Source organism: Kribbella sp. NPDC058245 (genome assembly GCF_042882005.1).
In the GTDB taxonomy this organism is placed as follows: domain Bacteria; phylum Actinomycetota; class Actinomycetes; order Propionibacteriales; family Kribbellaceae; genus Kribbella.
This window is the reverse complement of sequence record NZ_JBHVWY010000019.1, coordinates 129,738-142,636: the sequence shown is the minus strand read 5'-3', so window position 1 is coordinate 142,636 and position 12,899 is coordinate 129,738. Positions and strand designations below refer to the sequence as shown.

General features: G+C 66.9%; 9 protein-coding genes. 5 read left to right on the top strand and 4 right to left on the bottom strand.

Going from position 1 to position 12,899, the window contains the following annotated elements; all coding sequences use genetic code 11:
* Positions 1-109 precede the first annotated feature (109 nt).
* Positions 110-1,954, bottom strand: a complete 1,845-nt coding sequence (locus ACFVWG_RS35305; protein ID WP_391547821.1) for a hypothetical protein — start codon at positions 1,952-1,954, stop codon at positions 110-112.
* 79 nt (positions 1,955-2,033) lie between these two features.
* Between ACFVWG_RS35305 and ACFVWG_RS35300 the strand changes: the two genes are divergently transcribed.
* Entirely contained in the window at positions 2,034-2,525 is a 492-nt protein-coding gene (locus tag ACFVWG_RS35300; RefSeq protein ID WP_391547820.1) for a pyridoxamine 5'-phosphate oxidase family protein, read from the top strand.
* On the opposite strand, the gene ACFVWG_RS35295 is transcribed toward ACFVWG_RS35300, so the two are convergent.
* The 3 genes from ACFVWG_RS35295 to ACFVWG_RS35285 form a co-directional block, all read right to left on the bottom strand.
* A complete protein-coding gene (locus tag ACFVWG_RS35295; protein WP_391547819.1) occupies positions 2,522-4,573 on the bottom strand; it encodes a sialate O-acetylesterase in 2,052 nt (683 codons plus the stop codon). The two genes, ACFVWG_RS35300 and ACFVWG_RS35295, sit on opposite strands and share 4 nt — an antisense overlap.
* A gap of 100 nt (positions 4,574-4,673) precedes the next feature.
* Positions 4,674-6,656, bottom strand: coding sequence for a protein meaA (locus ACFVWG_RS35290; RefSeq protein ID WP_391547818.1), 1,983 nt, complete (start codon positions 6,654-6,656; stop codon positions 4,674-4,676).
* A 75-nt stretch (positions 6,657-6,731) separates the two neighbouring features.
* Positions 6,732-7,046 carry an STAS domain-containing protein gene (locus ACFVWG_RS35285; RefSeq protein ID WP_391547817.1) on the bottom strand — a complete coding sequence of 105 codons (315 nt, stop codon included), beginning with the start codon at positions 7,044-7,046 and terminating at the stop codon, positions 6,732-6,734.
* Positions 7,047-7,182: 136 nt separating this feature from the next.
* On the opposite strand from ACFVWG_RS35285, the gene ACFVWG_RS35280 reads away from it, so the two are divergent.
* The 4 genes from ACFVWG_RS35280 (at position 7,183) to ACFVWG_RS35265 (ending at position 12,895) form a co-directional block, all read left to right on the top strand.
* Positions 7,183-7,506, top strand: a complete 324-nt coding sequence (locus ACFVWG_RS35280) for a hypothetical protein (protein ID WP_391547816.1) — start codon at positions 7,183-7,185, stop codon at positions 7,504-7,506.
* A gap of 161 nt (positions 7,507-7,667) precedes the next feature.
* The gene (locus tag ACFVWG_RS35275) at positions 7,668-8,294 is read left to right on the top strand and encodes an RNA polymerase sigma factor (protein ID WP_391547815.1); all 627 of its coding nucleotides are present in this window, start codon (positions 7,668-7,670) and stop codon (positions 8,292-8,294) included.
* Complete coding sequence (locus ACFVWG_RS35270) at positions 8,294-9,400, top strand: CU044_5270 family protein (protein WP_391547814.1); 1,107 nt, start codon at positions 8,294-8,296, stop codon at positions 9,398-9,400. The genes ACFVWG_RS35275 and ACFVWG_RS35270 overlap by 1 nt, the downstream gene beginning before the upstream one ends.
* Before the next feature lie 90 nt (positions 9,401-9,490).
* Positions 9,491-12,895 carry a S8 family serine peptidase gene (locus tag ACFVWG_RS35265; RefSeq protein ID WP_391547813.1) on the top strand — a complete coding sequence of 1,135 codons (3,405 nt, stop codon included), beginning with the start codon at positions 9,491-9,493 and terminating at the stop codon, positions 12,893-12,895.
* The last annotated feature ends 4 nt before the right edge of the window (positions 12,896-12,899 follow it).

The window sequence follows — 12,899 nt, the reverse complement described above, 5'->3', positions numbered from 1 at the left end:
TGGCGTTGGCGTGAAGTTACCATTCGAGGGGCCCGCTTAGGTAGGTAACTTTCGTAAACTGCCGGTGGCATCTCTCACGTTCTTTTGGTCCTTTTACCATTTTCTATCGTTAGAACGCAGGGCTGTTGCGACGGAGGGCGTAGACGAGAGCCCAGTCCTGGTCGTTGGCCAGCGGGTCCGCGACGTGCGCCGGCTGGCCGTTGACACAACTCGGGTAGACGAACGCACAGGTCGCCGTACCGTCGGAGGAGAAGCCGAAGAGGTTGGCTCGCAGGATGGCGTCCGCCGCGCTGTCCAGCCAGGCCGCCTGCTCGGGGCTGACCAGTTCGCGCGGCCAAGCGTCGTACACGGCTGCACTGAGCACGGACCAGTAGTGCGGGAAGACGTCACCCCACAGCCGCAGCCGTCCGAACCAGTAGCCGTCCCAGTGCCGGATCGGTACGTACCGCAGCCGTACGTCCGGTTGGTCGGCTGCGAACGCTGTCAGCCACGGCAGTCGGCGGCTGAGCTCGGCACCGTCGATCTGGTCTGGTGCAATCCGGTACGCCGCGGCCAGGAGCTCCAGGAGCGGCGCCACCATGGACTGCTCGTAGTTGACCTCGTGCGGCGGCAGCTCGTCGCCGTACTCGAGGAACGTGCGCGCATGCCGGATCAGGTGCTCATGCAGCCCCAGCTCGCTCAACAGCGGACCGAGGTCGAAAGCGAGGAAGTGGTCGCCGCCAAGCTCGTAGTACTTCTCGAGCACGCGGATTGCACCGGCCCGATCGCCTTGCGCCAGAAGGAAGCGTGCGAACCACGGGAAGTTGTAGAGCCGGATGTGTTCCTGCTCCACGCTGTCCTCGTGCACTGTGCCGTCCTCGTCGACCAGATAGTCGCGGACGAAACGCTCATACCCGGCCAGTGCCTCATCCAGCTCGGCCCGATCACCCCAGCCGCGGTCGCGGACCTCCTGCAGCAGACGGGCCATACCGACGCGCTCACGTCCGTCTGACCAGTCTCGCCAGGTCCCCGTCTGCACTGTGAGGCCACTGTCGTTGTCGTAGGGCACGAAGGCGTACCGGCGGCTGTCTGCGAGCTCCGGTCGGCGCTGGTGGTCGAGGATGAAGCGGGTACGCCGTTCCACGATCACTCGCAGCGGTTCGTGGAACAGCAGCGCGATCCGCGCGTTGTCGGCCTCCACGTACTTCAGACCGGGCTCGTCGCTGGTGACCGGGCCGTGGCCGTGCACCTCGATCGTCTCGCCCACGTCGGCAGCCAACCGATCCGCGTCGAGACGTGGCTGGCGGTCCACATGGAACGCCGGCAGATCGTCGTACCAGCCAAGCTGCCAAGTCCACCGGTACGACGCTCCCGGTTGCAGCGTGATCAGCGGCTGACCGCCCATGGCGTGCGGGGCGCGGGCGTGGTCAGTGACGTGCAGGTAGAGGAGGCCGCGGGTGTTGCTACTGCTGTCTGTGTCGCGTCCCTCGACGGAGTACGCCCAGAGCTCGCCTTCTTTGAGCTGCAGCCCCAGTCCGGGGCTACTGCCGTCCATCGGGACCGCCCAGGCCCAGGCGTCCGCACCGCCGGTCCAGATGTGCGCATGGACCGCACCAATGAGGCTCTCGCGGCTAGAGCGGTAGACGTCGCGGTACGGCGTACTGATCGCGAGTGAGCCGACCGCTACCGGCTCAGCGGTCGGATTGCGGAGTTCGTAGGTCTCCGTCCAGTGCTCGCCGAAGCGGCGGCCGACGCGCAGCTCCAGGTCGCCCAACTGGTGAAGGAGGTCGAGTCCGCTGCTTCGCCACCTGGTGAGGACCGGCTGGTCGAAGCGGTGGCTGCCGCGGTCCGTGATGACGAAGCCCTTGCCCCAGGTGCTCTGGAGCACCTGGCGGCCGTCAGGGTGCAGGACCCGCGCCACCGCGCCGTCGTCGGCGATCTGGATCGTCCCGGGACCGAATCCAAAAGATTCCACAATTCCCCAACCTACTGATGTCGAGGACCGTGACCCGGCTCCGTCTCCCTGATGAGAACACCAACCGGAAGGAACCGAAATGACCCCCGAACAGATCTCCGAGATCCTGGCCAAGCCCTACTCCCAGCAGCTGCTGAACGGCACGGAACCGGCACGCTTCGCCTACAACGGCCTGGACGGGGACCCGCGGGCGGTCCCGATCGGGTTCTGGATGGAGGGCGACAAGCTGCTGATCGCCACCGCGCCGAAGGCGGCCAAGGTCGCAGCGCTGAAGCAGAACCCGAAGGTCGCGCTGACCATCGACACGGCCGCCTTCCCACCCAAGGTGCTGCTGCTGCGCGGTACCGCCGAGGTCGAGCTGGCCGACGGCATCCCGGAGGGCTACATCATCGCCGGGCGCAAGGTGATGGCCGACGAGGAGCAGTACCAGGGCTGGGTGGCCGGTGTGAAGGACCTCTACACCGACATGGTCCTCATCACTGTGACGCTCACCTGGGCCAAGCTGCTGGACTTCGAGACCACCATCCCGAAGGCCGTCGAGGACCTGGTCCGGGAGAAGGCCGGCGCCTAGGTGATGGCCAGGTTGAACGCCAGCAGGCCGGTGCCGGTGGCGTTGGTGATCCACGGTCCCGCCTTCAGGTGACCCTGGTAGATGAGTGCCGTCGCACCGGTCGGCGTACCGGACAAGGACAGTTTGAGCGACCCGTCGGCTTGGTAGACGACGGAGCTGACCGTGACAGTGGAGCCGACCAGCCGGAAGTCGGCTCCCACACCGGGGTCCACTGTGAGCGGGTCAGTCGACCGGAGCTTCACTGTGAGAGTCGTACCGCTCTTGGTGACGCTGGACGGGTTCGGCGGAGCCACGCCGGCCGAGGGACCGCCGTACAGGTCTCTGGCGACGACAGCGAAGGTGTGGTCGCCCATCTCGCGATAGCCACCGGCGTAGGCGTAGTGACAGCCGTCGTGACCGGACAGGCCGTTGGTCGACAGGACGGTGACGTCCTGTGTGTCGCCGAGCTTGCGCTGTGCCTCGCGGAGGTTGACGGTCGTGGTGTCGTTACAGGGCGACGTACGGACCTGGTAGGCGAAGTACTTCGCCGTAGTCATCTCTGTTCGCCAGTCCGACAGCAGAGAAGTGAAGCCGGCGATGTGGACGGACGCGTTGTCGCTGTCTTGCTCGCCCTGGTACCAGAGCACCCCCTTGACCTTGCTGAGCACTCCCGACGCCTGCAACCGACTGCGTAGCCGGCCATAGTTCGTGGTGAGGTCGTTCGGCGTGGTGTCGTTGCGCTGGAAGAAGCTGATCGGCTTACCGCCGTGAGAGCCGTTGAACAGCGCCACCGGTACGCCGTAGGTGTCGACGAGCCGACGGCCCATCCGGATCGCCCACTGACCAGCCGAGCCGGACTGCTGGGTTACGTCGCCGGTCGCGTAGTGCCAGACCCGGTCGGCACCAGAGATGGTCGGGTCGGCGTTGGAGCTCCCGAAACTGCGCAGGTACGGGGACTCCTCGACATTCGCGTCGCCGGACCGCTTGGCTGCTTCGGCATTCGACTGTCCCTGTACGACGTACACGTCGCCCGCAACGACTCCGGTGCGCTTGGCCACGACGCGGTCGATGCCAGCTCCGACGGCCTTCAGCTCGAAGGTGTAGTCCCACCGGCCGGCCAGGATGCGTGGCGTGAACCGGAACGGCGCAGAGGCAGGAGCGGTGAAGGTCTGCGTCGCACCGTTGCCAGTGACGCTCAGCTCCACGTGATCCACCCCGGTCGCCGTCACCTGGCCAGCCACCGCGGGGTTAGCGCCGTTCTCACTGTCACGCGGGATCAGCTTGAGGTCCTGCGGCATCTCGGTCAGCTTCACCAGCGAAGGCCGGGCGTAGACAGTCAGCTTGCGCTGCGTGTATGACGCCGCGTTGTCGGTCAGCGTCCAGTCGGGTGCTCCGGCGGTGTTCGTGCCGATGCCGAGCGCCAAGGTCTTGGCGGTCGACTCGGAGAACCTGTTGATCGAGAGCACCGGCTTGGCCGGCACGGTCGACGGCTTGGTGGCACCGATCTGGTGGATCTGGAACGAGCCATGGCCGAGAACCGTGGTCGGGCTGTCATCCGCGTCGTACGCGCTCGCGGAGGCGTTGGGTACCTGACCGGCGGCCGCACCGCTGTACTGGTTCGGCCACATCTCGATGTAGCCGGTCTGGCCGGTCCCGTTCGTCACACCGGCCACGTTGGAGCTCACCTCGAGGTCGGTGACCTGCTGCCGGAAGATCTGACCTGCGGAGGTCTGCAGGCCCAGTCGCTTGGCATCGCTGGTGAACGGGTCCATCGCCGTCCACACCCACTGCACGCCCTTGGGGCCATTCAGCTCAAGGCAGTAGCCGACCCGGTCGAAGTTGGACCCGATGGCCGCGGTGTTGTTGACCGTGTACGGCGGCGTCGTGTTGAGCCAGGTCGCCGACGTGGGCAGGTTGATCTGCAGAGCCGTGGTGTACCCAGCCGCGCCCGCATCACAACCGGCAGCAGCCGGGGTCGCGCTCGAGGTGGTAGCGACGGCAGGGCTGACGACGGCTGCGATCGTGGCGAGGATCGTGGTCAAGGTGGCGGCAGGGGCGTACCGACGCATGGGGCGGGACCTCCGGGAGATGGTTGACCTCAACGTCCGAGGTCAAAAAACTACCATTGGAGCCGCCGGGCCGGAGCTTACTGGCGCGCCGGACGTAGTCCTAGAGCTTGTTCGCCTGGCGGATGACGTCGACCACGTCGGACATCATCCCGGTCAGGTCGTAGTCCTTCGGCGTGTAGACGGCAGCGACACCAGATGCGAGCAGAGCCTTGGCATCTGCGTCCGGGACGATGCCGCCGACCACCACGGGCACGTCCTCCAGCCCAGCCTCGCGCAGTCCGGCCACGACAGCCGGCACCAGCTCCATGTGCGAGCCGGACAGGATCGACAGCCCGACACAGTGCACGTCCTCGGCCACTGCGGCCGCCACGATCTGCTCGGGCGTCAGCCGGATGCCCTGGTAGATCACCTCGAACCCGACATCACGCGCGCGGACCGCTACCTGCTCAGCACCGTTGGAGTGGCCGTCCAGCCCAGGCTTGCCGACCAGGAACCGCAGCCGGCCACCCAGCTCGTTCGACGTCTCGGTGACCTTCTCCCGCACAGCGGCGATCGCCTCGCCACCCGCAGACACTCCCACCGCCCCAGACACTCCAGTCGGTGCGCGGTACTCACCGAACATCTCTCGCAGTACGCCGGACCACTCCCCCGTCGTCACGCCAGCCCGGACGCACTCCAGCGTTGCGGGCATCAGGTTGCCGGTGCCCTTCGCAGTCTCGCGCAGCTTGGCCAGAGCGGTGTCAGCCGCCTTCTGGTCGCGCTGCGCCCGCCACTCGCGCAGTGAGTTCAGAGCGGCCTGTTCGGCAGCCGGGTCAACAGTCTGGATCGCCGTGTCCAGGTCGGCTGTGAGCGGCGACGGCTCGGTGTTCTGGAACTTGTTGACGCCGACGACGACCTGCTCACCGGACTCGATCCGCTGCCAGCGCTCCGCATGTGAACCGACCAGAGCGCTCTTCAGATAACCACTCTCGACGGCTACGACCGCACCGCCCATCGCCTGCACGCGGTCGATCTCGTCACGCGCCCCGGCGACCAGCTCGTCCACCTTCGCTGCGATGACATGCGAGCCGTCGAAGATGTCGTCGTACTCGAGCAGATCGGACTCGTACGCGAGCACCTGCTGCATGCGGAGCGACCACTGCTGGTCCCACGGCCGCGGGAGGCCGAGGGCCTCGTTCCACGCCGGCAGCTGCACTGCGCGCGCCCGGGCGCTCTTGGAGAGCGTCACTCCGAGCATCTCCAGCACGATCCGCTGCACGTTGTTCTCGGGCTGCGCCTCGGTCAGACCGAGTGAGTTCACCTGGACGCCGTACCGCAAGCGCCTGGCCTTGGCGTCAGTCACGCCGTACCGCTCCAGCGTCAGTTCGTCCCAGAGGCGAACGAACGCGCGCATCTTGCACATCTCCTCGATGAACCGCACCCCGGAGTTCACGAAGAAGGAGATGCGCTGCACCACGTCACCGAACTGCTCCGGCTCCACCTGACCGCCGTCTCGCACCCGGTCCAGTACGGCGATCGCCGTACTGAGCGCGAAGGCGAGCTCCTGCACCGGAGTGGCCCCGGCCTCCTGCAGGTGGTAGCTGCAGATGTTGATCGGGTTCCACTTGGGCACGTTCGCGACCGTGTAGGCAATGAGGTCAGTGGTGAGTCGCAGTGAGGCGTCCGGCGGGAAGGCGTAGGTGCCGCGGGACAGGTACTCCTTGACGATGTCGTTCTGCGTCGTACCGGTCAGCTCGGACGGCAACGCCCCCTGCTCCTGCGCAGCGACCTGGTAGAGCGCCAGCAACCACATGGCCGGCGCGTTGATCGTCATCGACGTGTTCATCTGCGCCAGCGGGATCTGATCGAACAGCGCCCGTACGTCGCCCAGATGCGCGACCGGTACGCCGACCTTGCCCACCTCACCCTTGGCCAGCGGGTGATCCGCGTCGTACCCGGTCTGCGTCGGCAGGTCGAAGGCGACCGACAGTCCGGTCTGCCCCTTCTCCAGGTTCCGCCGGAACAACGCATTCGACTCAGCCGCGGAGGAGTGCCCCGCGTAGGTCCGCATCACCCACGGCCGGTCCCGCTCGCCAGTCGCCATGTACCCGAGAGTAGGACTGTGTGACCTTGTGAGTCGCCCCCTCGTGACTCGTGTCACCAGGGGGCTACGTCACAGTCAGGCAGTCATCGGTAGTGGGGTCCGTTCGACGTGGAGGATGCGGTGCAGGCGGGTGACCGCCAGGATCCGCACCACGGACGGGAGGGGGTGCCAGAGGACTAGTTGACGGCCGAGGAGCTGGGTGCGGCGGTGGGTCGCCACCAGCAGACCCAGACCGGTCGCGTCGACGGCATCGACCTCTTCCAGGTCGACTATGACGTCGCCGTGGGAGGTGTCGATGAGGTGGTTGAGAGTCTGGCGGACGTCGCCCACTGTGCGGACGTCCAGGATGCCGGTCAGATGTATGACGTTGTCATGGGTCGGTGCGTGCATGTCCGTGCCCTCCGCTCGTCCGGCGGCCCCCGAGTAATCGGCCGCTGTGCAGCGTCGTGTGTTCGTAAAGACTCCCCGGAGACACGGATGGTTGCCAAGACCGCACGAGATTTTGTTTCGGAGCAGAATGGGGTATGTGTTCGCCGAGCGGTACTTCCTCTTCCCCGTGGTCGCCATAGCGTTCGCTGGGCTGATGGTGCTGCTCTGCCGCTGGGCCTTCTCCAAGGCCAAGCGCGGCTCCCTGGTCCGGCGTGTGGACGACCGCCCGGCCGAGCGGGACTCGTTCGGGCTGCTGATCGACGTACGGACCGTGCACAGCCACAACGAGGCCCGGATCACCGTCTCCAAGCTCAAGGACTTCGGCATCAAGGCCACGACCGCCCGGACCAAGGACGGGTGGACCGTCTACGTCTGGCCCAAGGACGAGGCCGCTGCGCGCGGACTGCTCGACACGCACTGATTTCTGGTCGCTGCTGTCATCCAGTGGACCTCCTCGCGCGTCTACCCGCCGGCATGCCCAGCTCCGGGCTGCTGTGTGACGGGGGTCACGAGAAGGGGTCTGGGGACATCGGGCAAGAACAGGGCGAGCCGATCGGCGACCCAGCAGACGTAAGGAGTTCGATGACGCCCGACGTGGCCTTGGCGGCCATCGCCCTTCCAGGCCGGGTGCGTGCTGCACCCACCTCGGTTGACGAGGACAGCCTGGTGCTGGAGGCGTCGGTGCGGGAGCCGGAGCGGTTCACGCACATCTTCGACCAGTACTTCGGGCAGGTGCACTCGTACGTCGCCCGCCGGCTCGGCAGTGATCTGGCCGACGATCTGGCCGCGGAGACGTTTCTGATCGCGTTCCGGCAGCGGGAGCGGTTCAACAGCCGCAACGGGGTGGTCCGAGCCTGGCTGTACGGCATCGCGACCAATCTGATCCGGCGGCACCGCCGCAACGAGGTGCGCGCTTGGCGAGCCACCAGCAAGCTACCGCTCCCGGAACCGACCAGTGGGCACGAGGAACGCGTGGCCGCGCAGGTGACCGCACAGGGCGTCAGCCGCGAGCTAGCGGCCGCACTGGCCAAGGTCTCCACCAAGGACCGTGAGGTCCTGCTACTGGTCGCACTAGGTCAGCTCACGTACGACGAAGTCGCCACAGCCCTCGGGATCGCGTACGGCACGGTCTGCTCGCGACTGTCCCGGGCTCGGCGCGTCATCCGCGAATCTCTCGGCCCCACCGATCCGACAGGAGGTGACTCCTGATGAACGAGCTCGAGTCGATCCGCAACGCTTTCCCCGAAGACGACGGACCGAGCCCGGAGGCGTCGGTTGCCGCCCGCCGGAAGCTGCAGGCGCTCATCCACGAGGAGAAGCACCGCAGCCGCACCAGACTGGCTTGGATCGGTGGTGCGGTCACCGCAACCACTGCGGTGGTCACAGTGATCGCGCTTGGCGTGCCGCTGTTGCAAGGCTCCGGCTCTGGAGACGTCGGGGTGGCGCCTGCGACGCTGACGCCGCCACGCCTGGCCAGCGCCAGTGAGGTGCTGATCGCTGCGGCCGTCCAGCAGGAGGCCGACGAGAAGGTGTCCGGCAAGTACTACCGGGTCCGCACCCTGCACATCGATACCGGCACCCGGGTCGGCAACCCGAAGTACACGCTGAAGCGGGAGAGCATCGACGAGCGGTGGATGCCGATGAAGCCCGGTGTCGAGTCCTGGTTCGGCTGGGTCGAGTTGGGCTACAAGCCGGCCACCCCTGGCGACGAGGCCAAGTGGCGTGCACAGGGTTCACCGACGTCCTGGAACCAGAGTGAGCTGGCGGACCCGATCACGACTGCTGGGACCAAGCCGGTGGTCAACAAGATGTCCTTCGAGAACGTTCCGGTCGGCTACTACCTGAGCGGCGAGAAGCCGCTCAGCGCGCAGCAGATCGCCGCCCTGCCCACCGATCCGGTGAAGCTGCGCGCGATCCTCGCCCAGGGCGCCGACCCGGCGAACCCGGAGGCGATGAACTTCACCGCGTACTCCGCGGCCGGCCGGTTGCTGTTCGAGGCACCGTCACCGCCGAAGCTGCGCGGCGCCGTACTGCGGGTGCTGTCGATGATCCCCGGCGTGACCATCGAGCCGAACGTCAAGGACCCGCTGGGCCGCACCGGCACCAAGATCTCGCTCAAGACCGACTTCGGCCGGCTCAAGCCGGGCGCCAGCCCGACGCTGTACAGCAGCGGCCAGCTCGACTACATCATCGACCCGGTGCACGGCCGCCTGCTCGCCTCGCAGACGTTCGGTCCGAACAAGGGCGCGGACATCGCCCTCGAGTCCGGCTGGACCAACGACGACCCCACCCCGCCCTCCACCGCTCGTCGCTGACCCACCCCTAAGACCCCTCCGGTCACGGCTCTGTCTGAGCCGTCACCGCGCTTCACCCTGCCCTGATCCTCTTCGCCCGTGAGGTGAACCTTGCCCAGATTCCGTCCCCGCAAAGCGCTGGCCACCGCAGCAGCCGTGGCGCTCGTCGTACTGGCTTCGACTGTGCCGCCTGCTGTTGGTGCCCAGCCATCTACTAGCTCTCTGATCGCCCCTTTGACCTTCACGCTGGTGACCGGCGACAAGGTGATCGCCCGACAGACCAGCAACGGTGTCATCCCCCTCGACGTCCGCCCTGGTCCTGGCCGGGACCGGATGGCCTTCCACAAGCTTGCCTTGGGCAAGCAGCAGCTGGTGGTCCCGCTGGACGCCATGCCGCTCGTCAACGCCGGTGTGGTCGACCCACGCCTGTTCGACATCGCTCTGCTCGGCCAACTCGGTCTGGACGACAAGTCGTCGCCCAAGCTCCCGCTACTCGTCCAGTACGACGGTGCGGCGCGCGCCGTCCGCTCCGCCTTGCCAGAGGGCACGCAGGTGAAGCGTGAACTGCCGATCATCGACGCCGTAGCGATTGGGCAGGAACGCGCTCAGGCCACAGACCTGTGGTGGAGCTGGCTCAACAGTCCGCAGGCCAAGCGCCGTACCGGGCTGGCCGGCACCGTGAAGAAGGTCTGGCTGGACGGCGGTGTGACGCCGAACCTGGACCGCAGTGTCCCGCAGATCGGCGCACCGGCGGCGTGGAAGGCCGGACTGACAGGCAAGGGCGTGAAGGTCGCCGTACTCGACAGCGGGTACGACGCCACTCACCCGGACCTGAAGGGCCGCGTGATCGCGACCAAGGGCTTCACCAGCGACGACGTGGTCGATGTAGTCGGGCACGGTACGCACACTGCGTCGACGGTGGCCGGTACGGGCGCCGCGTCGGGCGGCAAGTACCGCGGTGTGGCACCGGATGCGGACCTGATGATCGGCAAGGTCTGCGGCGACCGCAACTGCGAGACGTCCGCCATCATCGCCGGCATGGAGTGGGCCGCTTCGTCCGGTGCGCGAGTGGTGAACATGAGCATCGGTGGCGGTCCGTCCGACGGCACGGACATCCTGTCCGAGACGCTCAACCGGCTGACCGCTAGTACTGGCACGCTGTTCGTCGTCTCCGCAGGCAACTTCGGTGCTGCCGAGACGGTGTCCGAGCCGGCTGCCGCCGACTCCGCACTCGCGGTCGCCTCGGTGACCAAGTCCGACGGCCACAGCGAGTTCTCCAGTCAGGGACCCCGTCTCGGCGACCTGTCGGTGAAGCCGGACATCTCAGCTCCGGGCAGCCGGATCGTTGCTGCGCGCGCTGCGAACACTCCACTGGACCCGTTCGCGATCAACGCTTCGTACGCCGAGCTGTCGGGCACCTCAATGGCCGCACCGCATGTCACCGGTGCTGCTGCACTGCTGGCACAAGCGCACCCGGACTGGAAGGCACCGCAGCTGAAGTCGGCGCTGATGGGCTCGTCACTCGGGCTGAAGGATCAGGGCATCTACACGCAGGGTGCAGGACGCGTGGACGTCGCAGCGGCACTCAAGCAGCCAGTGCTCGCGATGCCGAGCAGTCTGAACCTGGGACTGCAGCCGGCACCGCACAACGACGACAAGCCAGTCACGAAGCCAGTGACCTACTTCAACGACAGCGCGCAGCCCGTGCGACTCACACTGAAGCTCAACGGCGCCAAGCTCTTCAAGCTGAGCACCTCCTCGCTTCTGGTTCCGGCACACGGCAGTGCGACCGTTGAGGTCACAGCCAACACCTCTGGTCCGGAGGCTGAGGGTGCGTACGCTGCCTGGTTGGTTGCCACTAGCAACGGCAAGACGGTCCGCACCACAGTCAGTGTGGGCAAGGAGATCACCACCTACGACCACAAGGTCGTCATGTACGACCGCACCGGCGCACCGGCGGTCAACGACGACACCCATGTCTCCGGGACCTACCTGGTCGACGTGGACAAGCTGATCGCCTACTCCGTGGCGGCAGGCGACTCGGTGAAGCTTCCGTCGGGCCACTACATCGTCGACGGCTACACAGCGAAGCTCAACGACGAGGGCGCCGGCTTCGGCGAGGTCACCTACTTCACCGAACCCGATCTGGTGCTCGGCGCCGCCGGACCGATCACTCTCGACGGCAGCAAGGCGCGGCAGATCGCCGTACGGGCTCCGGTGACTGATGCGACCGCAGCGACCGGCGGTGTCGGTGCTGCGCGCACTCTCATCGACGGCACGACCTATACGAGCGGTGTCGGCGTCGCCAACGGCGGTACGGCGAGCTTCACCCCGGTCATGTACGTCGTCCCGAACCGGACCCACGCGCCCAACAAGTACACGGCCTTCGCCCACGTGGCCTGGGCCGGCATGCCGGACGGACAGGACCCCGGAGGCGAGCTGTACCTGGACAGTCCGTACTTCTACCACGACTCCGCCGTCTGGCCCGGGCAGATCCCGGCCAACCCGTCGGTCGTCACCAATCCGCGTGACTACGCGCAGCTGGACGCGTCGTACGCCGGAGAGCCCGGCTATCGGGCCGACAACTACAGCTTCGCCTCTCTGCCACAGCGCGACCCGAGTGGTCACGCGGTCCCGGCCTTCGTCTTCACACCGGCGATCGGGATGAACCTGCCGTTCCGCCGCGCCGAGTACTACTCGGCGAAGAACGTGCTCTGGTCCTTCAGCAACGAGGTCTACCGGTACACGCCGGAGAACGGCTACGAGTACCTGACCCTGCTCGACTCCGAAGCGAAGGCCTACCCGGCCGGGCGCACCACGAAGGTCGACTGGCAGCGTGGCGTGTTCGGGCCGAGCCTGCCCGACCCGCGGATCGGTAACCCCGGCCGCAACGCACTTCCTTGGGTCTCCCGGGACGGCGACAGCGTCAGCGTCTACGTGCCGTCCTTCGCCGACGGAACGCCCAACCGGCTGGGCGACGCGGGACTCGCGTCGGAGCACACCACGCTGATCCGCAACGGCACGGAGATCGGTGCGTCCGATTCACTCGCGATCCAGACGTTCGCCGTACCGGAGTCTGAGGCGTCGTACCAGCTGACCAAGGTGACCAAGCGAGCGGACAACTGGACCAAGCTGTCCCCGGAGATCTCCTCACGCTGGACGTTCCGGTCCCAGCGCACTCCGGATGGTGTGGACACCGCACTGCCGTTGCTGAACGTGCGGTACACGCCGCAGCTGGATGAGCGGAACCGTGCACCACAAGGCCGGTTCGAGTTCCCGGTGACTGTGCAGACGGCATTCAAGGCGCCGGTGCGGCCGATCGTCAGCCTGACGATGTCCGCGTCCTTCGACGACGGCAAGACCTGGCAGCCAGTGCCGGTACGACGTACCGGTGCGGCCGTCTGGAAGGCGTCCGTCGACCAGATGTCCGGCTTCGTCACGCTCCGGGCTCAGGCGCGGGACGCAGCCGGCAACTCCGTCGACCAGACGATCACCCGGGCGTACGAGGTCAAGTAGCCCA